Annotated in this window: 16 protein-coding genes and 1 tRNA gene; 10 read left to right on the top strand and 7 right to left on the bottom strand. The window is 39.6% G+C overall.

All coding sequences use genetic code 11. The annotated features are described in order from the left end of the window. The first annotated feature begins 65 nt into the window (after positions 1-65). The 4 genes from ICG50_RS02670 (at position 66) to mgtE (ending at position 4,428) form a co-directional block, all read left to right on the top strand. A complete protein-coding gene (locus ICG50_RS02670) occupies positions 66-1,844 on the top strand; it encodes a tetratricopeptide repeat protein (protein ID WP_187659361.1) in 1,779 nt (592 codons plus the stop codon). 65 nt (positions 1,845-1,909) lie between these two features. Beyond that, positions 1,910-2,221: a DUF4286 family protein gene (locus ICG50_RS02665; RefSeq protein WP_187659360.1), complete on the top strand. Its 312-nt coding sequence runs from the start codon at positions 1,910-1,912 to the stop codon at positions 2,219-2,221. Between the two features lie 85 nt (positions 2,222-2,306). Further along, positions 2,307-3,086, top strand: coding sequence for a 16S rRNA (adenine(1518)-N(6)/adenine(1519)-N(6))-dimethyltransferase RsmA (gene rsmA, locus ICG50_RS02660; protein ID WP_187659359.1), 780 nt, complete (start codon positions 2,307-2,309; stop codon positions 3,084-3,086). Further along, positions 3,076-4,428, top strand: coding sequence for a magnesium transporter (mgtE, locus tag ICG50_RS02655; RefSeq protein WP_187659358.1), 1,353 nt, complete (start codon positions 3,076-3,078; stop codon positions 4,426-4,428). The genes rsmA and mgtE overlap by 11 nt, the downstream gene beginning before the upstream one ends. Before the next feature lie 181 nt (positions 4,429-4,609). Here the strand turns inward: mgtE and ICG50_RS02650 are convergent, their stop codons facing one another. The 4 genes from ICG50_RS02650 to ICG50_RS02635 form a co-directional block, all read right to left on the bottom strand. Further along, positions 4,610-7,723, bottom strand: coding sequence for a tail fiber domain-containing protein (locus ICG50_RS02650; protein ID WP_187659357.1), 3,114 nt, complete (start codon positions 7,721-7,723; stop codon positions 4,610-4,612). A gap of 229 nt (positions 7,724-7,952) precedes the next feature. Beyond that, positions 7,953-9,575 carry a sensor histidine kinase gene (locus ICG50_RS02645; protein ID WP_187659356.1) on the bottom strand — a complete coding sequence of 541 codons (1,623 nt, stop codon included), beginning with the start codon at positions 9,573-9,575 and terminating at the stop codon, positions 7,953-7,955. Positions 9,576-9,720: 145 nt separating this feature from the next. After that, the gene (locus ICG50_RS02640; RefSeq protein WP_187659355.1) at positions 9,721-10,347 is read right to left on the bottom strand and encodes a response regulator; all 627 of its coding nucleotides are present in this window, start codon (positions 10,345-10,347) and stop codon (positions 9,721-9,723) included. A 107-nt stretch (positions 10,348-10,454) separates the two neighbouring features. Then, positions 10,455-10,534 (bottom strand) — tRNA-Leu (locus ICG50_RS02635). A gap of 228 nt (positions 10,535-10,762) precedes the next feature. On the opposite strand from ICG50_RS02635, the gene ICG50_RS02630 reads away from it, so the two are divergent. The 3 genes from ICG50_RS02630 to pth all read left to right on the top strand — a co-directional run bounded on the left by ICG50_RS02630 (position 10,763) and on the right by pth (position 13,355). Continuing rightward, entirely contained in the window at positions 10,763-11,704 is a 942-nt protein-coding gene (locus ICG50_RS02630) for a ribose-phosphate pyrophosphokinase (RefSeq protein ID WP_187659354.1), read from the top strand. A gap of 169 nt (positions 11,705-11,873) precedes the next feature. Beyond that, a complete protein-coding gene (locus ICG50_RS02625) occupies positions 11,874-12,482 on the top strand; it encodes a 50S ribosomal protein L25/general stress protein Ctc (RefSeq protein WP_187659353.1) in 609 nt (202 codons plus the stop codon). A 306-nt stretch (positions 12,483-12,788) separates the two neighbouring features. After that, positions 12,789-13,355: an aminoacyl-tRNA hydrolase gene (pth, locus tag ICG50_RS02620; RefSeq protein WP_187659352.1), complete on the top strand. Its 567-nt coding sequence runs from the start codon at positions 12,789-12,791 to the stop codon at positions 13,353-13,355. 46 nt (positions 13,356-13,401) lie between these two features. On the opposite strand, the gene ICG50_RS02615 is transcribed toward pth, so the two are convergent. Both ICG50_RS02615 and ICG50_RS02610 read right to left on the bottom strand, forming a co-directional pair. After that, positions 13,402-14,673 carry a zinc-dependent metalloprotease gene (locus tag ICG50_RS02615; protein WP_187659351.1) on the bottom strand — a complete coding sequence of 424 codons (1,272 nt, stop codon included), beginning with the start codon at positions 14,671-14,673 and terminating at the stop codon, positions 13,402-13,404. Between the two features lie 95 nt (positions 14,674-14,768). Further along, complete coding sequence (locus tag ICG50_RS02610) at positions 14,769-17,414, bottom strand: zinc-dependent metalloprotease (RefSeq protein WP_187659350.1); 2,646 nt, start codon at positions 17,412-17,414, stop codon at positions 14,769-14,771. Positions 17,415-17,765: 351 nt separating this feature from the next. On the opposite strand from ICG50_RS02610, the gene ICG50_RS02605 reads away from it, so the two are divergent. The 3 genes from ICG50_RS02605 to bioB all read left to right on the top strand — a co-directional run bounded on the left by ICG50_RS02605 (position 17,766) and on the right by bioB (position 20,426). Further along, positions 17,766-18,695: a bifunctional riboflavin kinase/FAD synthetase gene (locus ICG50_RS02605; RefSeq protein WP_187659349.1), complete on the top strand. Its 930-nt coding sequence runs from the start codon at positions 17,766-17,768 to the stop codon at positions 18,693-18,695. A gap of 126 nt (positions 18,696-18,821) precedes the next feature. Beyond that, positions 18,822-19,262, top strand: a complete 441-nt coding sequence (locus ICG50_RS02600) for a hypothetical protein (RefSeq protein ID WP_187659348.1) — start codon at positions 18,822-18,824, stop codon at positions 19,260-19,262. Between the two features lie 78 nt (positions 19,263-19,340). Then, the gene (gene bioB / locus ICG50_RS02595) at positions 19,341-20,426 is read left to right on the top strand and encodes a biotin synthase BioB (RefSeq protein ID WP_187659347.1); all 1,086 of its coding nucleotides are present in this window, start codon (positions 19,341-19,343) and stop codon (positions 20,424-20,426) included. A 69-nt stretch (positions 20,427-20,495) separates the two neighbouring features. On the opposite strand, the gene ICG50_RS02590 is transcribed toward bioB, so the two are convergent. Continuing rightward, the gene (locus ICG50_RS02590) at positions 20,496-25,631 is read right to left on the bottom strand and encodes a T9SS sorting signal type C domain-containing protein (RefSeq protein ID WP_187659346.1); all 5,136 of its coding nucleotides are present in this window, start codon (positions 25,629-25,631) and stop codon (positions 20,496-20,498) included. Positions 25,632-26,159: the final 528 nt, after the last annotated feature.

Here is a 26,159-nt window from a genome sequence, read left to right as displayed (position 1 = left end):
CAAACAATGTACTAACGGAGCACAAAAAGTGTTACTTTAGTACATTGTTCGTTTTACTGTTGCACATGAAAAAAATTCTATCCATAGCATGCTTATTCCTTTCGCTTTGGGCTTCGGCTCAAAACGAACAGTTGGCCAATAATTATTTTGACCGAGGCGAATTTGAAAAAGCCTTAGTGAGCTATGAAGAATTGCTAAAAGCACAAACCGGTAACTCCAATTATTTTCAAAGAGTAGTGGACTGTTACCAACAGTTACAACAATTTGACAAAGCCGAAAAAGCCATACAAGACCGTTTGGACAAATACAAACAAAGCAGTCTTTTAATTGAATTGGGGTTTAATTTTCAATTGCAAAAAAACCAGGAGAAAGCCATCAAATATTACAATCAAGCGATTGACAAAATCAAGAAAAATGCCAACGAAGCCTACGGATTAGCCTATACTTTCGAAAGAAAAGCCTTGTTTGATTATGCACTTTTGGCTTATAAAACGGCTATTGAAACCGACTCCCGATTGAGTTTCAACTTTCAAATGGCTATGCTTTACGGTCAAAAAGGAGAAACTGATTTGATGATTGAAACCTACTTGCTTGAAGCCTATCAAAACCCACAAAATTTACCGATTATTCAAAATCAATTGTCGCGTTTTATGACTGAAGACGGCGATGATAATTTCAACGATTCCTTGAAGAAAGCGCTGCTAATCAGAACCCAAAAAACCCAAGACATTTATTGGAACGATTTCTTAAGTTGGTATTTTGTGCAGCAAAAAGAATATGGCAAAGCCTTTATCCAACAAAAAGCCATATATAAACGAAACCCGGAGTCTTTTGGGAACATCGTCAATTTAAGCGAAATGGCCATTGAAGATAACGATCAAGATTCCGCTAAAGAAATTTTGACTTTTGTTATTGAAAACACCAACGATTTAGAACTGTTAATTCAGGCGCATTCTTATTTGATGGAAATGAAAATCGACCATGCTACCGATAAAGATTATGTAGCCATCACTGCCGAATTAGATCAATTGATTAAGGAATTTGGGGTAAGTCCGTACACGCTTTCTTTATTAAAATTAGAAGCCGATTTCACTGCATTTCATTTGAATAATCCGGAAAAAGCCAAAATGATATTGAAAAAAGCCATGGAAATGCCTATCAACCGTTACCAAACCGCCGCACTCAAAATGCAATTGGCCGACATCCTGTTGTTAGAAGAAAAATACAACCAAGCGTTGATTTATTATTCACAAGTAGGCGAAGAAATGGGTGGCGATAATACCGGTCAGGAAGCCCAATTAAAAACCGCCAAAACCAGTTATTTTAAAGGCGATTTCGAATGGGCAACCCATCAATTAAAAGTACTGAAATCGGCGACTTCACAATTGATTGCCAATGATGCTTTGGACTTATTTTTACTCATCAGCGACAATACTGTTGAAGATTCAACTCAAGTGGCTTTGAAGAAATTTGCCCGTGCTGATTTCCTTTTGTACCAAAATAAAAAAGCAGCATCTCTGGCGCAATTCCAACTCATTTTAAAAGACCACAAAGGGGAAGAAATTGAAGCGGTAACCCTATTGCGTATTGGTAAAACCTTTGAAAAAATGGGCGATTTTACTAAAGCTTTGGAACAATACAATGCTATTATTACCAATCACAAGGAAAGCATTTATGTAGACGAAGCGTTGTATTATTCGGCGGAGATTTACAATACTAATTTAGTCGATACCGAAAAAGCCAAACCGCTTTATGAAGAAATTATCTTCAAACACGAAGACAGCATTTACTTCGTTGACTCTCGGAACAAGTACCGAAAATTGCGTGGAGACACTAATTTGTAGTGGTCAGTGTTCAGTAATTGGTGTTCAGTCTCCGTTTAATTCCAATTTATAAATTTTAAACAATCATGATTTTATATAACGTTACCATCAACATACACGAAAGCGTTCACGACCAATGGATGCAATGGATGCAGGAAAAACACATTAACGATGTTTTGGCTACGGGAAAATTTTCCTCAGCTCGAATGGTAAAAGTTTTAGTCGAAGAAGAAATGGGCGGAACGACTTATTCCATCCAATACACCACTGACAGCAAAGAAACCCTGCAAAAATATTACGAAGAAGATGCGCCAAGACTGCGCGAAGAAGGAAACCGCCTTTTTGGAGACAAAATGCTGGCTTTTAGAACGGAATTGGAATTGATAAGCGATCATTAACAGACTAATTTAGACTTCTTAGACTAGCTTAGACTTCTTAGAAAAGAGTCTAACAATCTAATAATCTAACAATCTAACACTCTAAATGAACCAAGTAAAAGCCAAAAAACACCTCGGACAACATTTCTTAACCGATGAAAGCATAGCCAAAGACATAGCCGACACGCTAAATCTGGAAGGCTACGACAACGTATTGGAAATCGGCCCGGGCATGGGTGTTTTGACCAAATATCTATTGGAAAGACCCACCACGACTTATGTGATTGAAATTGACACCGAATCAGTGGAATATTTGAATACGCATTATCCTAAGTTGGAAGGAAAAATCATTTCAAAAGACTTTTTGAAATACAACATCAACGAGGTTTTTGAAGGCAAACCTTTCGCCATTACCGGAAACTTTCCGTATAATATTTCGTCCCAAATTGTTTTCAAATGTTTGGAATTGCGCGAACAAGTTCCTGAGTTTTCGGGTATGTTCCAAAAAGAAGTTGCCGAAAGAATTTGTTCCAAAAAAGGAAGCAAAGTTTATGGCATTCTGTCCGTATTGGTTCAAGCATTTTATGATGCTGAATATTTGTTTACCGTTCACGAACATGTTTTCAATCCGCCACCAAAGGTAAAATCGGGTGTGTTGCGCTTGCGCCGAAAAACTGATTTCCATTTGCCTTGCAGTGAAAAATTATTTTTTAGCGTAGTCAAAACCGGATTCCAACAACGCCGAAAAACACTTAGAAACAGCCTAAAATCGTTCAATCTTTCGGATAATTTAAAAGAAGACACTATCTTTGACCTCCGTCCCGAACAATTAACTGTGGAGCAGTTCATCAAACTCACCCAAAAAATAGAAGCCAATGCAGTTTAAAATCAGCAAAGAACTCTTAGCGCAAATCGAGCAACTCATTCACGACAAGAACGACCAAGAATTGGAATTATTGTTGAATGACATGCACCATGCCGATATCGCGGAGATTTTTGAGGAACTGGAAACGGCTGAAGCCACCTACATTTTTAAAATCCTTGACAGTGAAATCACCGCCGAAATTCTTCCCGAGTTAGAAGATGATTTGCGTGAAAAAATCCTAAAAGGACTTTCTGCCAAAGAAATCGCAGAAGAGCTTGACGAATTAGATACTGATGACGCGGCCGACATTATTGCCGAGCTTTCGCAAAGCAAAAAAGAAGAAGTAATCTCCGAATTAGAAGACGTTGAACACGCCAAAGACATTGTCGATTTGTTGCGTTACGACGAAGATACTGCCGGAGGTTTGATGGGAAAAGAGTTGGTGAAAGTCAATGAAAATTGGAACGTCTTGACTTGCGTAAAAGAAATGCGAATCCAGGCCGAAAATGTAACTCGCGTGCATTCAATTTACGTTGTCGATGATGAAAACCGTTTGAAAGGAAGATTGTCTTTAAAAGATTTATTGACCACTTCTACCAAAACGCCTATCAGCGAGGTTTACATCAAAAAAGTTGATTATGTTAGAGTCGACATGCCCAACACCGATGTCGCTCGTATCATGCAAAAATACGACTTGGAAGCCATTCCGGTGATAGATGAAATGGGAAGATTGGTGGGTAGAATTACCATCGATGATATCGTAGACGTAATTAAGGAAGAAGCCGATAAAGATTACCAATTGGCGGCCGGTATCTCGCAAGACGTTGAGGCCGATGACAGCATTTTAGACTTAACCCGAGCGCGTTTGCCTTGGTTGGTTTTGGCTTTGTTTGGTGGTTTTATCAGCGTTAGAGTCTTAGGTTTATTCGAAGGCGCGATGACCAATCACGGTAATTTATTTTTCTTCACACCGCTAATCGCAGCGATGGCGGGAAATGTAGGCGTGCAATCTTCGGCGATTATTGTGCAAGGTTTGGCCAATCAATCCATCAGCGGTTCGCTTTGGAATCGTTTGATTAAAGAAGTGTCTTTGAGTTTATTAAATGGTGTAATCTTGGCAACCATCCTTTTTGTTGGAAGTCATTTCCTTTTGAATGTCGAATTAATTATCGGAGAAATTGTCACCATTGCGTTGGTTTCAGTAATCATCATTGCGTCATTAATCGGAACCTTTGTACCGCTATTACTGCACCGATTTAACATTGACCCGGCATTGGCCACAGGACCATTCATCACCACCAGTAATGACATTTGCGGAATTTTGATTTACTTCTCGATTGCCAAATTGATTTTAGGGTTTTAATTTTTAGGAGCAGTACTAGCTGCTTTTTTACACTAATCTTCCCGCTATCCACTATATCTTTTTAGGATTTGCCTACACTGTGTTCCGGCCAATCCTAAAAAGGATGCCGTTCCTATCGGGGCTAGCTAGAAAATATTTCTTTCTTACAACCAAAAACATCGCTGCTTCCCGATAGCGTTTTTTAGTTTTTCGCTTCTAGTTTCTCCAAACGTTCAATAAGATTATTTATGATTTGTTCTTGTGATTTCAACTTCAATTCCAATTCGCGATTTTTATTTTCAACGGATTGATTTTTTAAATCCAACTCTTTAAAAGCATTGGTGTAAGCCACTAAAATAGGATGCAAATCAAAATTCAAATAGCCATCAGCATCGGTTCCAACTGCTTCCGGAAAAATTTGTTGCACTTCTTGTGCCAAAAAACCATAGGCTTCTTTTTCCAAAACCTCAGACTCAAAACTTTTTTTATCCGTGTTTTTGTAGTGGTATCGAATAGGTTTCAACTGCAGAATTTCTGTTAATCCTTTTTGGTAAATTCCATCTACATTTTTTAATCTTGCATCAGACGGAATGGTCCAAGTGTTAGAAGTGGGTTTTCTGCCTTCATTTAGAGAAAGTTCCAATTGACCGCCCGGTGCCACTATTCCAATACCCACATCTCCCGCATTTGTGATACGCATTCTCTCCGAAAGTATTCCCGCATTATTTGTTTTAAGAATCAAATACCCTGAACTTGAATTTGTGGTGGCATTTGCTTTTCTTGCTTCGATAGAACCAAAAGTTCTAAAAGTGGTCCCTGCATCGGTGAAAGTTCCACCTAAAGTAATAGAACCTCCAGCATCAATAGCTTGTGGCCCGTTGGTCATCACATTTATAGTTCCTTCAACGGTGGGACTAGTAACGGCATTAGTATTTACAACTTCAAGAGTTGTTGCAGGAGTAGTTGTTCCAATGCCTACATTTCCTGTTGGTGTTATGCGCATTCTTTCAGCGCTATTTGGACTAAAAATTAAAGCCCTACCGGCAGAATTATGCCCGATTTCTAAACCTGTGTCATTGAGTTCAAATGTAGCAGCATAACCGCTGGTACTATTGGCTCTGAAAGCATAACTACCATTAGTGTGGCTCATTCTAACTTGAGCATTAGGAACATTTAAATCTATACCACCAGCATTACCACCACTCACATTGGTACTGCCATAAAGCGCCATAGCCCCGCCATCAACACTACTGCCCGATTGAGGCCCAAGGAACATATAATCGGTATCATTTCTATATATTAAAGCGGCATTATCAGATGAAAAGCCATTGGTAAAAAGTGATTTTCCGGCTACTTGCAGTCGTTCTCCGGGAGCTGAAATACCTAAACCTATGTTGCCATTTTTTAAAACTACTAACGCATCACTTCTTTCTGCTACATCAACAGTACTGTTATTATTTGCATCTATCGCATTGCCTACAACAAACAAACGATCAGTTGCATTAGTAGTTCTGTTTAAAAAATTACCCCCGCTACTAGGAGTATATTCTGTTGCTCCAATTCCGATAACAGTTTCTCCACAACTTGGAGCTGTATTTTGGATCCCAAAAGCGGTTGACGAATATCCGCTTGCCGTTGTAGCTAGACCAAATGCAGTAGCAGAAATATTATTCGCAATTGTATTTTGGCCAAAGGCAAAAGAAACATTTCCTATACTGGCATCATCCCATTGCGTCCCGTTTACAAACCCTGCTCTAAAAGCGGATTTTCTTGGGTTCCAAAACATTTTGGTTCCTGATCCTGAAGGCGCGAGACTTCCGCTTCCATTGGTACCGGTAGAAACCAATCCATCAGTCCCTGCAATTGTTACTGCACCTGTATCTGCTGTTATTGTTCTTCCCGCACCGGCACCGCCAAAATCATAGGATTGGTCAAGTGTCCCGGCTGTAACAGCTCCCGGCGTTGTCCATGTACCCGTTCCATTAGCATCACTGGTTAAAACTTTTCCGGCGGCTTGACTACCGTCTTCCATGCGAATACTGCCTAGGACGTGAAATTTTGCTTGTGGAGGGGCACCAATAGCAAAAGTCCCAATTCCAACATTTCCATTTCCTCCAATGGTAAGTTGTCCCTCTCCAGCGAGACCAGAGAAAAGATAAAAATTGGAGTTTTCCTGATTTACAATTCCAGCCTCACCACCAGCAACAGTATTTCCTAAAACCACTCCATCAGTTGCCGCGCTTCCTGTGACAGAATTAGTCAACTGCATAAAGGTTTCGAAACCTGTTGGATTATGAAAATGTAATTTATTCTGAGGAGTGGATATCCCTACCCCTATATTTCCATTCTTTAACACCACCATAGCATCGCTTCTTTCAGTTGTATCTACAATATCATTATTATTTGCATCAATAGCATTTCCAATAACAAATAGTCTGTCTGTTGAATTAGTGCTTCTAAATTGTGTTGTCCCATTTGTAGATGGCGTATAAGTTGTGGCACCAATACCTATTACTGTTTCTCCATAACTTGATGACGTATTATTTCTTCCAAATGCTGAGGAATTAAGTGCTGTCGCTGCTGTTAAAGTTCCAAAAGTTGTAGAAGACGCACCTGAAGCTGTAGTAGCAAACCCAAAAGCTGTTGAATTTGGACCAGATGCAGTTGTACCATTGCCAAATGCTGTTGATACATTATTGGAAGCTGTTGAACCAGATCCAAAAGCCATAGAATTTGGACCTGAAGCTGTTGTAACGTTTCCAAAAGCCACTGAATTTGTTCCAATACTCGCATCATCCCATTGTGTTCCCGATACATTTCCCGCTCTAAAAGCTGCTTTTCTCGGATTCCAAACCATTCTTGTTCCGGCTCCGGAAGGCGCTAAAGCACCGCTTCCTGAAGTCCCCGTAGAAACCAAACCATCAGTCCCGGCAATGGTTACTGCACCGCTATCAGCGGTTATTGTTCTTCCGTTTCCGGCTCCGCCAAAATCGTAAGCTTGGTCGAGTGTTCCGCCATCGGTGCCTTTTACAGGTAACCATGCTGTGGTTGGATTGTTCCAATAATAAAATCCCGGTGTGTTGGCGCCAATGGTTGTGGTTAAATACACCAACATTCCTTGCTGGTCCACCGTTGGGTTCGTCACCGGAAAAGCATTTATCTTTGGGATTAACAAACCATCCGTATTGGCCGGTGTGGCTTCGTTGGTTGATTTGATTTCGAGTTGGGCTTTGGGCGTAGTGGTATTGATACCAACTTGTGCCCAACTTTCAGATCCTAAAACGATTAACAACAATAGTATTATTTTTTTTATCATGGCGATGTATTTTTATATAACTATATTTCAAAGAGTTAAATATTAACCCAAGAAAAAGATGCATAAAATTGACCCTTTAATTCAACACTTACAATACGATATTAGTCATAGGAATCTTCCTCAATAAAACCCTTAAGTACTCTAAAATAGGCTGTTGCTAAATTATTTTAAAATAAAAAATACGCCTTTTGGCGTATATAAGTAAATTGGAAATGAAAGGGTTTCCGGCTTATTTTAAAGGAATTTGTATGGTCACTTGAAGTCCGTTATGATGAGAGAAATTTACTTTGCCCTCTAATAATTCAATCCGTTTTTTGACATTGGTAATTCCATTACCGAATTGGTTCTCTTTATTCATTCCTTGCCCATTATCTGCGACGATTATTTCTAAACTGTTTTTATCGGGAGCTTTGATACTGACCGATATTTTGATGGCATTGGCATGTTTGACCGCATTGTTGAGCAACTCTTTGACACACAAAAACAAATGCTTTCTTTGCGCTCCGCCTATCATCATAGTCTCTTTGGAAGCGATGTTGGTTGTGAACTCAAATTCGATATCGGTACTTTCCAATAAACCCATTCCGTATTGCTTTACGTATTCGGCAAAACTTTGTAAAGCATTGTTATCTGTACTTAATGACCAAATAAACGTGTTGAGTTGTTGGGATATTTCTTTACCGGTTTGGGCTATTTTGGTGGCCAACACTTTTTGTTTCTCTTCGGCATTTTTGTCCTTCAGCAATAAATCGGCATGGATTAAAATACTGCTCAAACCGCTTCCAATATCGTCATGCAAATCTTTGCTGATGTCATTTTTTTGGTTCAATAAAGTTTGCTGCACTTTATTTTTTCTTCTTATAATAATGATAAATAAGATAGACAGTAAAATGCCCAATAATGCTGCAATCAATTGCAAAAAGGTATACTTTCGTTCTTGGGTCAGTTCGTCAATTTGAAGATTGAGCAGTTTGTTTTCGTTTTTGGCATATTGGGCTGTAATATCTTGGATGAAAAAATTGCCTTTTAATCGGGTTTCATCATCAATCGCAATGATTTTGTCCTGAACATAGGCGGCTTTTTCCACTTGATTATTCGTCTTAAAAACCGACAAGGCAATGGTGTAAAAATACCTTTGAAAAGCCATGTTTACGATTCTTTTTTTGATCAAATTCGTTCCTTTGTCAAACCATTGGTTGCCCAACTCGGGGTTAGTGGCATAACACTCCATTAAATAAGCATAATTTAATAAAGCGATGTCAAAATAAACGCTGTTCTCCGCCGATTGAATACTTTTTTTAAAATAATACACCGCGCTGTCCTTTTGATTTTTAGCGTTGTAAATTTGGCCAAAAGTTTGCTCTGCATTGGGAACGCCGCGTTTGCTGTTGTTTTTCAGAGCCATTTGGTAAGCTTTTTTATTGTACCAAAAGGCCGAATCCAATTCACGGACTTTAAATTTTAACTGGGCAATATTGTTGTAAATATGTTCGCTTTGGATGCAACTTCTGATGTGTTTTTTTTCGAATCTTTTCGGACTAAACTTTCTGGATTGCCAAAGCGACAGATGGGCTTCGTCAAAAGCATTGATTTCCATTTGGTTAATTCCTAAAAAGAAATAGGAGTCGGCCATAAGTGTGCTGTCTTTTAATTGGGTAGCTTTTTCGATTCCTTTCTTGGCTTCGTATGTCCCAAATTGGAACAATCCCATATAATAAAACAATTCCGATTGCAAGCTGTGGATGAAAACTGTTGTGGTATCAATGTTTTTAGGCGATACCAAATCTTTGGTTTTTTGCAACCATTTTTGAGAAGATTCGATATCATCGGTTTCTAAAAAATGTTCGGCCATAAGAAAGGACCTTTGCACCCGACATTGATTATCCTGACAAGCCTTAAATTGATTCAACTTTTTTTTCTCCGTCAGACTTTGTGCTGTCAAATTCAGGCAAAAGAAGAAAAAGGTTAGTTGAATAAAAAATTTCATAAGCAATAAATTATCTTTTTAGGTAAAGGTTTACCGCTTCTACACGAGTGTTTACGTGGAGTTTTTCGTAAATATTCTGAATGTGTTTTCGCACCGTGCCGGTACTGATATCGAGCTGATTGGCAACTTCTTTGTTCATTTGTCCTTTGGCCAATAATTCTAATATTTCTTTTTCCCTTGTGGTTAAAGATTCGGTCAAGCGATTTTGGGATTCCATTTTAGAAAAACTGGCGACCACTTTTCGAGCAATGCTACTGCTCATTGGACTTCCGCCTTCAAACAATTCATCTAAAGCATTGATAATCTTGGCCGGACCTTCGGTTTTGAGGATATAACCGCTGGCACCTACTTCCAGACTTTTGAAAATTTTTTCATCGTCTTCATATGAAGTACACATTAAAACTAAATAATCAGGATTGATATTTTTGAGTTTGGTGACACATTGAATCCCGTTTTCTCCGGGTAAATTGATGTCCATTAAAATCGCGTCGGGTTCAGTTTCGGGCAAAAATTGAAGTGCCTTTTCGGCATTTTCAAAGCTCCCGGCGAGTTCATAATGTTCGGTAAACTGAATCATCATGCACAAGGCTTCCCTCAGGTCTCTGTCGTCTTCCACTATACAAATGCGTTTTTTCATCTTGGCTTGATTTACCTCAGCAAGATAAAAATAGTAATTTTATGTTGAAATACGTAAATAGGCGTAGAAAAGAAAAAACCTCCCATTGCTGAGAGGTTTTCTTTTTGTACCCGGAGTGGGAATCGAACCCACACTCCTAAGAACACGAGTTTGAGTCGTGCGCGTCTACCAATTCCGCCATCCGGGCATTAAGGCATTTGTGTTTTGTGGGTGCAAATGTAAAAAAAATTTCTTCATACCATCAAAAAAATACTTAAAAATATCCTTTCAGAGTCGGATTTAATTTCTAAATTTGCACCTCGGTAAAACGAACAACTACTAACTAACTACACCCGAGGCAATTAATACCTGAAGTTTGGACAAAAGTCAAAGCCGAATTGTATGGAGCGCAGCGGAGTAACAACAATTAATTACAATGTCGCATTTAGAACCCGAAGCAAAGATATTTGCCTGTTCACAAAGCGTTCATCTGGCCGAACAAATAGCTACTAACTATGGTGTTCCGCTAGGGAAAGTTACGTTCTCAAAATATAGTGATGGCGAGTTTCAACCTTCTTTTGAAGAATCCATAAGAGGATTACGCGTTTTTATTGTCTGTTCTACTTTTCCGAGTGCCGACAATTTAATGGAGCTTTTGTTAATGATTGATGCTGCGAAAAGAGCTTCAGCCCGACACATAACTCCGGTGATTCCTTACTTTGGTTGGGCAAGACAAGACCGTAAAGACAAGCCAAGAGTGCCGATTGGAGCCAAATTAGTAGCCAAATTATTGGAAACTGCCGGCGCCACTCGAATCATGACTATGGATTTACATGCCGATCAGATTCAAGGGTTTTTCGAAAAACCGGTGGATCATTTGTTTGCCTCAACTATCTTTTTACCGTATGTAAAGAGCTTGCAGTTAGACAATTTAACGATTGCATCTCCGGACATGGGCGGTTCCAAAAGAGCTTATGCGTATTCTAAGTTCTTAGAATCCGACGTAGTAATTTGTTACAAACAAAGAAAAGTGGCCAACGTTATTGACACGATGGAGTTGATTGGAGAAGTTAAAGGCAGAAATGTGATTTTGGTAGACGACATGATTGATACCGGAGGAACTTTAGCCAAAGCGGCCGATTTGATGATGGAAAAAGGTGCTTTAAGCGTAAGAGCGATTTGTACACATGCTATCCTTTCGGGAGAAGCGTATGAAAAAATAGAAAACTCTAAATTATTAGAGTTAATTGTTACCGATTCTATTCCTTTAAAGAAAGAATCCAATAAAATAAAAGTGGTGAGTTGTGCGCCTCTTTTTGCAGAAGTAATGCACATGGTGCAACACAACAATTCCATCAGCGGGAAGTTTTTAATGTAAGCTGATGTTGCGTTAAGGATTACCTTCGGTCAGTTCGGCCGTTGGCCTCAGGTGAAGCAAGTACCGTGTACTGCGGAAAGCCTGACCCGAAGGAACACGAGGCTGCAAGCCGACTGCCCGCAGGGAAACGCCCAAAAAAGTATTTTTTTATTAACTATATATTTTTACAATGAAATCGATTACGATTAAAGGACAAGAAAGAGAAAGCGTAGGCAAAAAAGCAACAAAAGCCTTACGTGATGCTGGAATGGTCCCTTGCGTTATTTACGGAGGAACTACACCAGTACATTTTGCAGCAGAAGAAAAAGCATTCAAAGGCTTGGTTTACACTCCAAACGCACACACAGTGGTAGTTGATTTGGCTGGGAAAACTGCTAATGTTATTCTTCAAGACATTCAGTTCCACCCGGTATCTGACAAAATTTTACACATTGATTTCTTTCAATTAAACGACAGCAAAGAAATTACTATGGAAGTTCCTGTGAAAATCGTTGGAACCTCTCCTGGTGTATTGCTAGGTGGTGATTTACGTTTAAACCAAAGAAGATTGAAAGTAAAAGCTTTACCAAAAAATCTTCCGGATTATGTAGAAGCTAACATTTCTGAATTGCAAATGGGTAACAAATTATATGTTACTAAATTAGAAGCTAAAAACTTCAAATTGATGCACCCGGACAACACGGTTGTGGCTCAAGTGAAGATTTCACGTGCTGCTATGAAAGCCGCTCAAGAAGCAGCAAAAGCAGCAAAAGCTCCGGCAAAAGGAAAGAAAAAATAATTTTCAATTCTTTACATACAAAAGCATCGGTTCACGCCGGTGCTTTTTTGTTTTAATTAGGAGCGAAAGGCTTGGGCATTCTTGCCCCGAAGCTTCGGGGCCATATTCCCGACATCCTCATTACAAGGTAGTTAGCTCCTGTCGGGTCTAAATGATAAGCAAAAGGCTTCTTTGTAAATTTTCAAATTATCTCATGGTCACTAGAGGCAAAGCCGAACAGTATGAAATAAAATTAGCTATTTTTGCCTTATGAAATGGTTAACACAACTCTTCAGTAAAACAACAGAAGTTGACAACATTGATTCTATGAAAAAATTCCTCATTGTCGGACTAGGAAATATTGGTGCCGAATATGTAAATACACGCCATAACATTGGCTTCAAAATACTGGATTATGTCGCCCAAAAGGAAAGTTTATCTTTTGAAACCGCCAAATTAGGAACAGTAACCGAATACAGCATCAAAGGCAGAAAGCTTATCCTTTTGAAACCTAACACCTATATGAATTTGAGTGGCAAAGCGGTACACTATTGGATGGACAAAGAAAACATCGCCAAAGAAAACGTCTTAATCATCACCGATGATTTGAATTTGCCTTTCGGAACCATCCGTATAAAAGCCAAAGGCAGTGATGGCGGACACAACGGTTTGAAAAATATCCAACTGATCTTAAACACTTCCGAATATCCGCGTTTTCGTTTTGGCATCAGCGACGAATTCAAAAAAGGCCAACAAGTAGATTATGTTTTGGGCGAATGGAGCGAAGAAGAAAAAACCAAACTCACAGAGCGTTACGAAGTAGCTAAACAAATCATAGAATCGTTTGCCTTGGCAGGACTAAACAATACCATGAACAGTTTCAACGGAAAATAAAAAAAGCCATCATTTCTGGTGGCTTTTTTTATTATTTACAAAAAGATTACTCCATTACTATTTTCTTGGTTATCAACAAACCATTATCAGTCTTAATGTTAACAAAGTAAACACCGCTTCCGGTATTTTCTAAATTAATAGTTTGAACTAAGCTAGAAGTCAATTCAAAGTTATTGTCATAAATTACCTTACCGGTAATATCATATACTTCTACGGCATAACTATTGGTCAACTCTTTAAACTCAATAGTAAAACTTCCTTTACTTGGATTTGGGTAAATTTTAAAGTTGTTGTCTAACACTTCATTATTTGACAAAGCCGTTGTTGAAAATTGACTCACAATCGCATTGTAATAAGCTCTCATTCTGTTTTCTTGTCCCAAAGTAAACATATACATACAAGCGTCATCTACATAATCCATATAGTTCATAGTAAGCGCAAATTGCTCAAATGAGCAACTTCCAACCGTTCCTACCTCAGGACATTCATAAGACTCAGAAGCTACTTCAGGAGTGTCACAAACCCGATCGCCTTGGGTATTACAGTTGGTGTTAGTACTACAAGTACCATTGTTAAAAGTATGATCTAAATTAAAGAAGTGTCCTAACTCATGGGTTAATGTTCTTCCTAAATTAAAAGGTGCTGCAGGAACAAAACCGGCACAACCGGAGCCTGAACCAAAAGCAAATCTGTTGATCACCACCGTGTGTCCAGATGCAGGAGAACCTCCAAGTGGTGAATACCCTAAAATAGAGCTACCTTCATTTCTAACCACCATGTTCATATAACCAGCCCATGTAGGATCTGAATCGGCCCCGGACAAGAAATCGGTCCCAAAAGTTACCGCAACCTGTCCATTAGTCAATCCGGTTCCGGCAGGGTGATTTTCTGTAGCCAATTCAAATTGAACCCCTAAATTACCCACAGAAATACCCGGATAGAAACTGGCATCATTTTCTGTAAAATTAACAATGTCCGCATTGGTAGCATTGTAATCCGCATTCAAAATATTGATTTGATTTTGGGCCAAAGCTCTCAAACAAGTTTTCACTGATTCCGTTACCGCTCCGGCAGAAGGATAATGAACAGCAACCGGAATCCTGATGGTTTGTACATTATTTACAGCGTTACTGTTTCTGCTGAGTGTTGCCATTTTTTGAAGCTCTACTTCAAATTGGGCTTGTTGTTGAAGATACTGTTGTCTGGCAATAGGGTCATTCATAATTTGCTGCATCTTTTGCTCCATACCACAAGTTCTTTGTTGGGCAAAACTTATTTGGATTACAATCAACCACAATAAGGATAATTTCAATTTCATTTAGCTTTATTTTTTAATTCATTATAGATTTTAGGTCAAAAAGGAGAAAATTTCACAACTTTCTCCTTTTGAATTTATTTTAATACGATCTCGTATTATTCAACGGCTATTCTTTTAACTACTTTTCTGTTACCATCAGTAACATTCAATAAGTAAATACCGTATTGTGCATTGTTTAACTGGATATTTTCGTTAAACACGCCTTGGTTAGTGAATGCGTTTTCAAATATTTTTCTACCTCTAATATCGTAAACCTCAATTTTAGTTTCTGCTGAAGTTGGGTTTTCAAATCTAACGGTAAAGTTTCCGTTATTTGGATTTGGATACACGGTCAAATCAGCGATATCATATTGTTCACTGTTCAAAGTACATCCAAAATCAATTCCCCAAGAAGCAATAGTTCCTGAATCTCCAATATAGAAATCCTGCACTGTTAAAGTCCAAACACCATTAGATGGTTTTCCGTTAAAGGCTGCCAATGCCTGAACAGGACTAAATGTTCCGTTAGTTGGACTACCACAAACCGGAGCAGGAGAACCATCAGCGAAAGTTACATTCAATCCACTACTTTGTGGATTGTTACAGGTTCTGTTCCAAAGATTTATTTCAGTTCCGTCAGGATGTTTTAGTTTAACCACTAAATCACCTATCCAGGTGTGACCTGTACTGAAAGACGCTTTCATATTATTGATAGTAACATTATTTGGGAAATTTAAAGTACGAACTGCTGCTGTACCCGGATTGTTGGCTCCTAACCCATCATTAATTGCTGTACCCGGAGTTTCACTAGCCACATTACAATCATAACCTAAAGTTATATTTTTACTAACTGCATAGAAAATATTCCCAACTGCTTCAATCAATAATCTACAATTTTGCGTTGGAGTTGAAGGCATAGTTATGGTTTCAGAACCGTCATTTGGTGTGTTTGCTACTAAACTGGTAAATGTTTCACCTCCATCTGTTGAGATTAAGATATTAACATTGGCCGTATTCATCCCATTAGCAGTAGTTCCGGCCACATTCCATGTAATGGTTTGTGTAGAACCTAATCCCCAAGACGCTGGTGTATTCGGGCTTGTGAAAGCAAAAGCACCACTAATATTAACCACATTAACCGTCATAGCGGATGTATTTGTTTGTCCTCCACCAAGAACGTTATCTCTAACGGTCAAGGCAAAACTCAATGATCTTGCCACAGAAGAAACCGTTTCCCAAGTGTTGGTTAAAGTACCGTTTAACACATCCGAAAACTTAGGCATGTATCTCACCGGTGACAAATCCGGCACTACTGATCTGAAGTTAGGCCCATCGGTTTTTGTAGGTGAAGGAAATGTTGAAGTTCCGCCCACTACAGTAGCATCATTATTTTGCTCCCAAGTATAAGTCAATACTTCACCAGGTGTTCCGGTTCCCGTTCCGCTTAATTTAAAGGCTGTACTTACCGGAATAGTAAAATTAATCCCTGCCAAAATCAAAGTTGGTCTTGGATTGGTAGCCGCAATACTAGTGCTAATCGGACAAGCTTTAGTAGCAAGGTTATTTTGTATTTGCAATATACTTCTATAAGTAAAGTAATCGTCTGAGTTGGATTGCATGTCTGTTCCGCCTCCACCAATTCCGGCATAAGCCATAATGGTAGAACCACTTCCAGGCTCCATATTTACTGTATTATTTTCTCCAGTGTGAGTAAAAGTGTGATTGGCTCCCATTTGGTGTCCTAATTCGTGCGCCACATAATCAATATCGAAAGTATCTCCCATCGGTATGCCATTAGCCGGAGATGTATAACCACTTCCTTTTTGACCGTCTACACATACACAACCGATACAACCGGCAAATCCACCACCACCGGTAGCACCAAATAAGTGGCCGATATCATAATTGGCTTCCCCGATTTGAGCCGTTAAAGTAGCTTGTAATTGTGGACTCCAATTTGCCATTGAGGTATAAGGATCGGAACCTGCATTAGTATAAATCACTAAATTATTATTGGCAATCAAAATCAATTTAACCGCCAAGTCTCTTTCGAATACTCCGTTACAACGTGACATAGTAGCATTGATAGCCGCTAAAGCACCGGCTACAGTTCCACCGTGATACGCAGCATATTCCCCGTTACAAGAAACAGCCAAACGCATGGTTTTATATATCTGATTGTTGGCCATAGTTACATTGCCATTTCTTTGCAAATTATCAGCCATTGCAATTTCTTCTGTAGAACATACAAAAGGCAATTGACCACGGGTTCTGGTTTTGGAATCAAAAACAACATAAACCGATCTGTCTTTAGTGAAAGGCTCAATAAATTCTGATCCTAAACCGGCTCTGAAAATCATAGTTTGAATCCCAGAAGGTGCAAAACTAAAATTTAAAGTTGCGGCAGCATCCGTAATTCCTTTCCCTACATAAGCTCTGATTTCAGGAAAATTGGCTTGCAATTCGGGTGCAAAATTTGAAGATTCCCAAACCATAAACTTTTCCAGCTTTCCATTGATATTAGGAAGTGATATTTCAACGCCCGGAAGACCTGAAGCAATATCGTTAACGTTAACTAATGACTGTTTAAATTCAACTGCATCAAATTGTATTAATTTTTGATTGGCTGAATAATCATCTTCTCTTACTTTCTCTGCGGTAATAAGCTTGTCATTACTAAGAAATTTCCAAGGAGAATTTCCTTGAGCAAAACCCTGTGCTACTGAGAAAAGTAGAATGAATAATAAGTAGTGTTTTTTCATGGTATTTTGTTGATTGTTAAAAAGTAGCCAAAGATAATTATCTTTCAATAGATTGCAAATCTCTACCCCATTTTTTTAAAAGATTTCAATTAAAATTTAACATATATTCTGTTATTTTTAATTTTTTAACAAACTAATGCCTAAGGTTATGGCAAAATTTTCGTTAAAAAAATCCCTCACCCATAACTTTACCCTTATAAATTACGAAAAATCAACCATTATGGTTCTTAATAAAACATTCTTCCACGTAACATAACACTTCTTTTTTACAGGGTTTTTGTATTAACGCGCTAAAAATTATTGTATTTAATTTGTAAAACATATTTTTGCAGTATTACATTTATCTACTACTTGAAAATAGTTCATTCCATAACATCTTTTGTTGCCCACAAGCCTACCATAGTTACTATTGGTACTTTTGACGGCGTTCACCTTGGCCATAAAAAAATATTGGAACAAATTATCGCCTCCGCCCAATCTCAGGACTGCGAAAGTTTAGTACTGACTTTTTTCCCGCATCCGCGAATGGTGCTTCAGGAAGGAACCGAAATGAAACAACTCAACACGCTCAACGAAAAAATAGCTTTATTAGAAAACTTAGGCGTTGATCATCTTGTGGTGCATCCTTTCGATAAAGATTTTTCAAGATTAACCGCAGAAGATTTTGTCAAACAGGTTTTGGTGGATACTTTTCAAATCAAAAAAATCATCATTGGTCACGATCACCGCTTTGGCAGAAACCGAACCGCTGACATCAATGATTTAACTGAATTTGGAAAAACCTATGGTTTTGAAGTGGAACAAATTTCTGCAGAAGCCATCAACGAAGTGTCCATCAGTTCTACCAAAATCAGAACCGCTTTAAGCGAAGGCAATATCGAATTGGCTAATGACTATTTAGGCTATCAATATTCCTTAACCGGTATTGTTTCTAAAGGAAAGCAACTCGGTCGCACAATAGGTTATCCCACCGCCAACATTCACATCGAAGAAGATTACAAACTCATTCCGCTAAACGGGGTTTATGTTGCCAAAAGTGTATTGAACGGCAAAACGGTTTACGGCATGATGAACATTGGCAATCGCCCAACAGTTGAGGGCACCACTTTAACCATTGAAATTAATTTCTTTGATTTTGACCAAGACCTTTACGACCAAAAAATAATCGTTTCGTTACTTAAACGAATGCGTAACGAACAAAAATTCGAGTCTTTGGACGCCCTTAAAAACCAATTGGCACTAGATAAATCAACTGCGATAAACTACCTCAAGCAGTTATAAACAATTTAATATTGTCTTTTATTATTTACAATAAAGCCTTCTTTTCTGTTAAACTAATGTAGTTATCAAAGATAATTTCTTAAATTTGATAAGCTTGTTTTAATCATCCACTTAAAACCTATCGCTATGAAACTACCTAAAGAATTTACCAACGGAATCCTAATCTTTGCCGGAATCGCCATTTATTTTCTAATCATGGAGTTTTTCGGTTTATCAAAAATCATTTACCTCAGAATACTCAACGCAACTTTTGTATATTATGGTGTAAGCCGTACTTTACAATCCAATTTCAAAGAAGGCAAAAGCGGTTATGTGGCTAATCTACTCTCGGCGGGCACCACAGCCATGAGCGGGATTTTACTTAGTGTGGCCGGTTTAGTAAGTTACATCTATGCGCGTGGTGGCAATGAGTATGTCAAAAACTTGTCGGGGGAATTTCTTTTTGGCGGAAGCCCAACAGCCAACGAATATGCCATAGGACTATTGTTTGAAGGAATCGCTTCAGGAGTTATTGTGGTATTTATCGCCATGCAACTTTTTAGAAATAAAACAGCCCCGCAAGATTAATTCAACCCATTTATCAAAATATCCCATTGTAACTTAAAGACAAATTACCTACTTTTGGTGCAAGATAAAATTATACCTATGAGTATTACAAAACACAACTGGACCAAAGACGAAATCATTGCTATATACAACAAACCGTTGATGGATTTGCTTTACGAAGCCGCTTCTATTCACCGTGAGCATCATGATCCAAATGTGGTTCAAGTTTCTACTTTACTTTCTATAAAAACCGGTGGTTGTCCTGAAGATTGTGGTTATTGTCCGCAAGCAGCACGCTATCATACCGACATTACCGGAAACGATTTAATGACCGTAAGCCAAGTAAAAGCACAAGCCTTAAGAGCCAAATCTAACGGTTCTTCGAGAGTTTGTATGGGCGCTGCGTGGCGAAATGTAAAAGATGGTGAAGAGTTTGATCAAGTCTTGGAAATGGTAAGAACCATCAACAAACTGGATATGGAAGTGTGTTGTACCCTAGGGATGCTAACCGAAAACCAAGCCCAAAGATTGGCCGAAGCCGGTTTATACGCTTACAACCACAACTTAGATACTTCTGAAGATTATTATAAAGAAGTGATTTCAACCCGAGGATTTGAAGACCGTTTGCAAACCATCGAAAATGTTCGTAAAACCAATGTTACCGTTTGTAGCGGCGGGATTATCGGAATGGGGGAAAGCATTGAAGACCGTGCCGGAATGTTAGTGGCTTTGTCTACTTTAAATCCGCAACCGGAATCGGTGCCAATTAATGCCTTAGTAGCGGTAGAAGGTACGCCAATGGAAAATGAAAAACCGGTGGAAATCTGGGAAATGATTCGCATGGTAGCCACCACACGTATCGTAATGCCGGAAACCCAAGTGCGTTTGTCTGCCGGAAGAACTGAAATGTCGCGTGAAGGTCAAGCGATGTGTTTCTTTGCCGGAGCTAACTCTATTTTTGCAGGCGATAAATTATTGACTACGCCAAACCCGGATGTGAATGAAGACATGAAAATGTTTGAAACTCTTGGTTTACTCCCGCAAAAACCATTCATCAAAATCATGCAACCTACAACCGTGGAAGCCGAAGATTCGCAATTCCAAGCCTTGGGCGAAAAACCAAAATGGTCAAGACCCGGTCACCAAATAGAACGCAATTTAGAAGCATCGACTAAAGGGAAATAACTCTTTACTCCCATAAAAAAAGTCCCAAACTAATTTAGCTTGGGACTTTTCTTTTTATACTTACAACCGTTACAGCAACACCTTCTTGGTCACTATTATTCCGCTTTCCAATTTAATTTTAACGATGACCGATTGTTGGCTCATAGCAATATTAGACGCTATGAAATCATTGGCTCCTATGCCTTTTTGAGCAAACAATTGTCTTCCTAATACATCATAAATCACCACTTCTTCTAAAGTTTGCAGGTATGATTTTATGGTCAACTGTCCGTTGTTACTTGCCACAACAACACTGTTGCTTAAAGTGTCAAAATCATCATTGCCTAAAGCAGCACTATCCGTATAGCGCAATACGAATCGGTTGTCAAACCTTCCTTTGTCTGTGGTAAAAGTATAAGGCGACTCTTTTATATTGTGAATGATATTCAAGAACTTATCTTCTAAATAAATAGTCTGATCGTTCAAGAACAAACCATCTACTGTTGCAATCGCTATGGTATGACTTCCTACTGTAGTAGCATTAAAACCAAGTCTTACGGTATCCGTATTCACAAATGGCAATGCTCTACCTTGAATACAATACTCTTGCAACTCATGGTCTTCGGTAAAGGAATACAACTTTAATCCGGCGGCATTAGTAACAGCATCATACAAACGATCTTTGTTGTTAGTGGCGTCGGTTACATACCCTACAACTGCACGGCTCACTTGTCCTTGAGGCGCGACTATATCTAACCAAATTCTGTGTTTTTCTTCTGCCTGAGTATTTTGAGTTGTCGCAGCATTTCTGAAAAAATCGGAATTGTCATAAACTAAGTTGTTCCCCAAATCGCTTCTCATGGCATTATTGAATACAATAGGTTGCGTAAGTGCTGCACCATCTTCCATTAATACAAAGAACCCTTGACCCGAAGCAATATTTCCGTCAAAACCGCCCGGACCACTGATTGTAGCCGTACCATTGTGGGTAATATAGTCAGTGGCATCATAATTATACCCAAAGTCAGCATAAAAAGGATCGTTCAAAATTGTAGGCTCGGTATCGTGCGTCCAAATATTGACAAAGCCTTCCAAGTTAGTGTTGGCGTCTAAAAAGGCTTTAGCGTTCAATGGGGATGGATACGGATTACCAACTAAGTTCCAGTTGTCATCCCATCGGGTTGTGTTTACGTTATTAGGATTAGCCGGTTCGGCATCATAAGGCAAGCCGGTCGTAATTCCGTCTCCAAAATAAGACCCTCTCGACACATTTACGCTGGTAATCAAACCATTATTAGGTTGTCCAAAGAAATCAAAAGTAAGTGTTATCGCGGTAGCTGAACCATTAAAAGTTCGGGCGATATACCCTTTTCCAATTTGCATTTGGGCCGTTGGTGGCGCAATCCAATTTCCTTCAGTAGCATTAACATTAGCATAAGTCGGATCCCATACATAGTGGAAACCATTAGGCAAACTAGCTACTGTAAATAATTTTGTGGGAGCACTCCAATACACATAATCAATATCCTTAGCTGTGTAATCTCTTTTTACTACGAAAGTGGTATTGTTATAAGTTCCTATATTAGTGTCTGTATCGTCAACTTGTACTAACTGACCGCTACTTTCAATGGTTATCGTCCCACTGTGGTTAAGTTGCTGGTAAGCTTTTATATATCCGGCCGAATCAATCGTAACGTCTCTACCGGTTCTTACTGTTAAATCACCTGTGGCAATTAAGTTATTAGAAACAGCCGTATCAAAATCATTGTCTAAAATAACATGGTGGAAAGTTTCGGTCCCTTCTACAGCAACACTACTAATCACTTGAGGTGTGGTGCCCACAAACTCTACCGTTCCGTTTCCTTCTGAAAAAGCGGCAGCACTCACATTATTGATCCAATCTCCCGACAATTTGATAATTCCGTCATCATTGCTTGAATTGCCTTCGTCCATGTCTAAAGCTCCCGAACCGCTGAGGGTTAAATCGCCTTTGACTTCTAATATATTATTTATACTGGCTTCCACTTGTACTTTTCTGGTGGTGATGGTCAAATTATTACAGCTGGCCACATTGGCAAAATCATCGGCATAAACAGCCGTAGCCTCTACCACGGCGTCGTTTACAGATGACCCATTCAATACTACATCGGTAGTGGCATCCGGTACTTTTAATCCTTCCCAATTCGCACAATTGAACCAGTTGGTGTCAAAATCACCTACCCAAGAACCCGAAGGATTGCTTGGTCCGATTTGGAAAGTCTTTCCGGCACGGGTGGCTAATGAAGAAGTAGCATCGATTGTATATCTTCCGGTGCCTAAGGTCCAATTAGCAGGAACATTCCCCACGGCGGTTATGATTTGGCGGATAGAAGCCAAACCGTGTTCTTTATCGTTTTCATAATAACCACTAATTCCTGACCCCGAAATACTTTCTACATTGAAACAAGTTAAAGGCGCCGGCAATCTCGATTCTCTGGTGTTTCCACCGGTGGCATCTCCGTTACAAGCATTGGTTAAAGGAACCCAAGCCGCTCTGTTGGTCAAACCATGAAGCAATCGGCCTGAAAGGATATAATTGGCTTCGTTAGCATCAATGCTGCCATCAGAAACAAAACCTCCCTGAATTAAATACAGCTGATCGGAACCGGAAGTAGAAATATTAGGATTAAAAGTAGTTCCAAAAACCAAGGAACCGGTAAAATCTGCTGTTCTTGAAGTAGTGGTAGTTCCGGTAATTACGTCAATACTGCCGAACCAATTGGCAGAATTATCGGTAATGATTACTAATACAGAACCCGCCGGAATATCGGTAGCTCCGTTGTATGTTATTAATGTGGTGTAAGGTGCTTCAGAAGCAATATCGCCGCCGCCGCCCCATTTGTCGGTTCTCACGTTGGCCGCCGCACCCGCTTCGTAACGCGAGTTTACGATAGAAAACTGTGTGCCCGGTTTGATATCCACCATAGTGGCAATTAAATATTCATCACTTGCTCCGGAACCATTTTCTTGTCCGTCATACCCCACGAATAGCAACTCACCGGTATTGAAAACCGTAACATCTACTATGTTGAAATTTGTACTGACTATTGGCGTAACAGTGGAAGAAGCCGTTAACGTTAAATTAGTCCCCAAAACCGTATGCACTATGCCCGAGAATGTGGCAATCCCTCCCACTGCAGCTACCGGAGTAACGGCAGTCATCGTTCCGGTACTGGTTAAAGAAACGGTTCCGGTAAAATTAATATCTAAATTATTACACGCATCATAAGCCCTAACTACAACCGGCAACATGGCGAGGTCTATTCCTGTAGTTATAGGTTGGGTAAAGAACACCAACTTAGTAGCCACCACACTAATCACATTACTGCCATTAGCCGAAGTGGCCGCCAGGAAAGCTGCCTTTCCGGAACCTGTTGGCGAAAAGGTAGTATTGGCATTGGTTATAGAAAACCCAAAATCGTCCCCGTCAATAGCGCCTGCACCTAACGGACAGTTGAGTGACAATCTTAGCGACAATGTTTTTGACGTATTATCGGCTACCGAAACGGTTAACCCACTAAAGACAATTTGGTTGGCACTTACCACCCCATTGGCAATAAAAGTCGACCCATCAAATAAGCCTACAGAAAAAATAGCGTCTGACCAGGAAGCCACAGCATTCCCCGCCGCTTGCGCAATGGTAAACGCATTTAGTATCGTTGGATTCGAATCCGAATCGGCTACACCGCCACCGTCTCTTACGGTAATTTGCCATACTTGAATCCCATCGGTTACCGCAGCAATCGCAACGCTGTTTGTGGTACTTGGTATAATAACGGCTTCTGAACTCGCTACTTCTACTATATCGGATGCGGCACTGAGAGATAGTGTGGTACAATTGGTCGTTCTAATGGTTGCTGCCGTTCTGTAATTCAGAGTAGCATTGGCAGCACTTGCAATAGAATAAGGCACCAATAAAAAATGATATGTGGTTCCCGGAGTTAGACCGGTTACTGTTGTAGTTGTACTTCCGGCAGTAACATAACTGTAAACGGTTGAGTCGCCAATTAAAGAACCAGCGGTATAAAACGTTCCATCGACCGGAAGACCGGTTGACGCTGCACCCGCACGATATAAAATAACATACCCTGAACCGGCAACTGTGCTAGCAGCAGGATAAGTTAATGTTAGTTGATTTAAACCGGGACCCGAACAGGTAAACGAAGCCGGATGTCCCGTAGGTTCCGTAGCCAACGTATAAAAAGTAGTGGTCAAAGGCGTCAACTCTCGGTAACAAATGGTTGAGCCCGACCCGGTGTTATAGGCATAAACCGTTATGGTATATTGGGTGCCCGCGGTTAAACCTGTAATCCCGGTAACTGAAGAACCTAAGCCGTTATACATTACCCTATTGTTGGTATTGATTTGTGCGGCACTAGCCCAAGCGGTACTTGCAGTGTAAGCGGTATTGTCTGTTGGTAACGCAGCGGCTGAGGCCGTTGGTCTTATCACAACCAAAGAACCGGTAGCCGAAACCGACTCCGTCCAAGCAATATCAAGACCGTTAACCGTTCTGTTGGTAACCACTAAAGCCGTATCCGAATTCGCCGGATCACTACAAGGTCCAGTAGAAGCGGTGGTGCCGTTTAAGACTACGTTTACAACACCTGGAGATACAACATTTTGATCAAAACCCCCTGTTCCTCCAGCTAGTGCTCCTGCGGTTCCATAACCATAAAGTCTGAATGTAGTGGCTGTTGTAATATTAGTTAGGCCGGAAATGGTAATAGTATTTGAGGCAAATGCACTACCAACAATACCTGTAACAGTACCTAAATCACTTGCATAGCCATCAACTGATGAACGTAATGTTACGCTACTTGGACCGCTTGCCGATCTATCCCAGGTAAAAACAAAGGAAGTAGGTGTAAAAGAAAAACCGGAATTAGGCGTTACCGTAAATTGAATGTAATCATTTCCTGAAATTGATTCCGCCAAAGTAGGGGTTGCTGAATCTCCTGTGTCAAACCAATTATTTCCTCCAAAACGGTTTCCATTAGCGGCTGCGGTTACTCCAGCACCAAAAGTTAAATTAGCAGCAGCTACATTAGCATCATTAGCTACACTAGGTTCTGTGGTTTCAGTTCCTGTATTTCCAAAAGTATTCCATTGTAATAATTGCCCATAAGAACTAACTGAGTTCAAAACAAAAACAAATACGGCAACGAGTAATAATCTAAATTTCATAAATTTTTATCAAATGTTTCATAGTCATCCGTCTGATTTTGACGCACAAAAAACGTCAAGGTCATTGAGATAGAAAAAAGGGCCTGCAAAACTACATCTAAATTACTAAAAAACAAGTAGTTTACCTTAAGAAATTATTAAGTAATTAACATATTTTTGAACACTATTCGGTATTGTTTTCTGTTTTAAAGCATTAGGCGGTTTTTAGTGGTCAGTGTTTGGTCGCAGTCGCAGTGACAGCCGCAGTCACAGTAGCAAGTTTAACCACTAAGCGCACGAAAACTTTGTGGCCTTTACGGTTAATTAAGTTACACAGAGATTCACGGAGTAAAAAAGAGATTCACAGAGTAATTAAACAGTAAGAAGTTAAGACAATTGAGGCTTTCATTAAGGCTAGCGCATTGGAACACAGATGAAAATCCGTGAAAATCTCGACCTTCAGTTGCTTCTGTAGTAAAAAAATAACCGCTAAGAGCACTGAACCCTCGGGAATTGGGAGTGTAACAAAAAAATGTGTAACAATTTATC

This window comes from Flavobacterium buctense (assembly GCF_014486695.1).
Taxonomy (GTDB): domain Bacteria; phylum Bacteroidota; class Bacteroidia; order Flavobacteriales; family Flavobacteriaceae; genus Flavobacterium; species Flavobacterium buctense.
The sequence above is the reverse complement of the archived record's forward strand: the minus strand, read 5'-3'. Positions and strand labels throughout refer to the sequence as shown.

Excerpts from the sequence above, each read along its gene's own strand:
- ICG50_RS02670 (WP_187659361.1), top strand. The coding sequence starts at position 66 with ATGAAAAAAATTCTATCCATAGCATGCTTATTCCTTTCGCTTTGGGCT.
- ICG50_RS02665 (WP_187659360.1), top strand. The coding sequence starts at position 1,910 with ATGATTTTATATAACGTTACCATCAACATACACGAAAGCGTTCACGAC.
- rsmA (WP_187659359.1), top strand. The coding sequence starts at position 2,307 with ATGAACCAAGTAAAAGCCAAAAAACACCTCGGACAACATTTCTTAACC.
- mgtE (WP_187659358.1), top strand. The coding sequence starts at position 3,076 with ATGCAGTTTAAAATCAGCAAAGAACTCTTAGCGCAAATCGAGCAACTC.
- ICG50_RS02650 (WP_187659357.1), bottom strand. The coding sequence starts at position 7,723 with ATGATAAAAAAAATAATACTATTGTTGTTAATCGTTTTAGGATCTGAA.
- ICG50_RS02645 (WP_187659356.1), bottom strand. The coding sequence starts at position 9,575 with ATGGCCGAACATTTTTTAGAAACCGATGATATCGAATCTTCTCAAAAA.
- ICG50_RS02640 (WP_187659355.1), bottom strand. The coding sequence starts at position 10,347 with ATGAAAAAACGCATTTGTATAGTGGAAGACGACAGAGACCTGAGGGAA.
- ICG50_RS02630 (WP_187659354.1), top strand. The coding sequence starts at position 10,763 with ATGTCGCATTTAGAACCCGAAGCAAAGATATTTGCCTGTTCACAAAGC.
- ICG50_RS02625 (WP_187659353.1), top strand. The coding sequence starts at position 11,874 with ATGAAATCGATTACGATTAAAGGACAAGAAAGAGAAAGCGTAGGCAAA.
- pth (WP_187659352.1), top strand. The coding sequence starts at position 12,789 with ATGAAAAAATTCCTCATTGTCGGACTAGGAAATATTGGTGCCGAATAT.
- ICG50_RS02615 (WP_187659351.1), bottom strand. The coding sequence starts at position 14,673 with ATGAAATTGAAATTATCCTTATTGTGGTTGATTGTAATCCAAATAAGT.
- ICG50_RS02610 (WP_187659350.1), bottom strand. The coding sequence starts at position 17,414 with ATGAAAAAACACTACTTATTATTCATTCTACTTTTCTCAGTAGCACAG.
- ICG50_RS02600 (WP_187659348.1), top strand. The coding sequence starts at position 18,822 with ATGAAACTACCTAAAGAATTTACCAACGGAATCCTAATCTTTGCCGGA.
- bioB (WP_187659347.1), top strand. The coding sequence starts at position 19,341 with ATGAGTATTACAAAACACAACTGGACCAAAGACGAAATCATTGCTATA.
- ICG50_RS02590 (WP_187659346.1), bottom strand. The coding sequence starts at position 25,631 with ATGAAATTTAGATTATTACTCGTTGCCGTATTTGTTTTTGTTTTGAAC.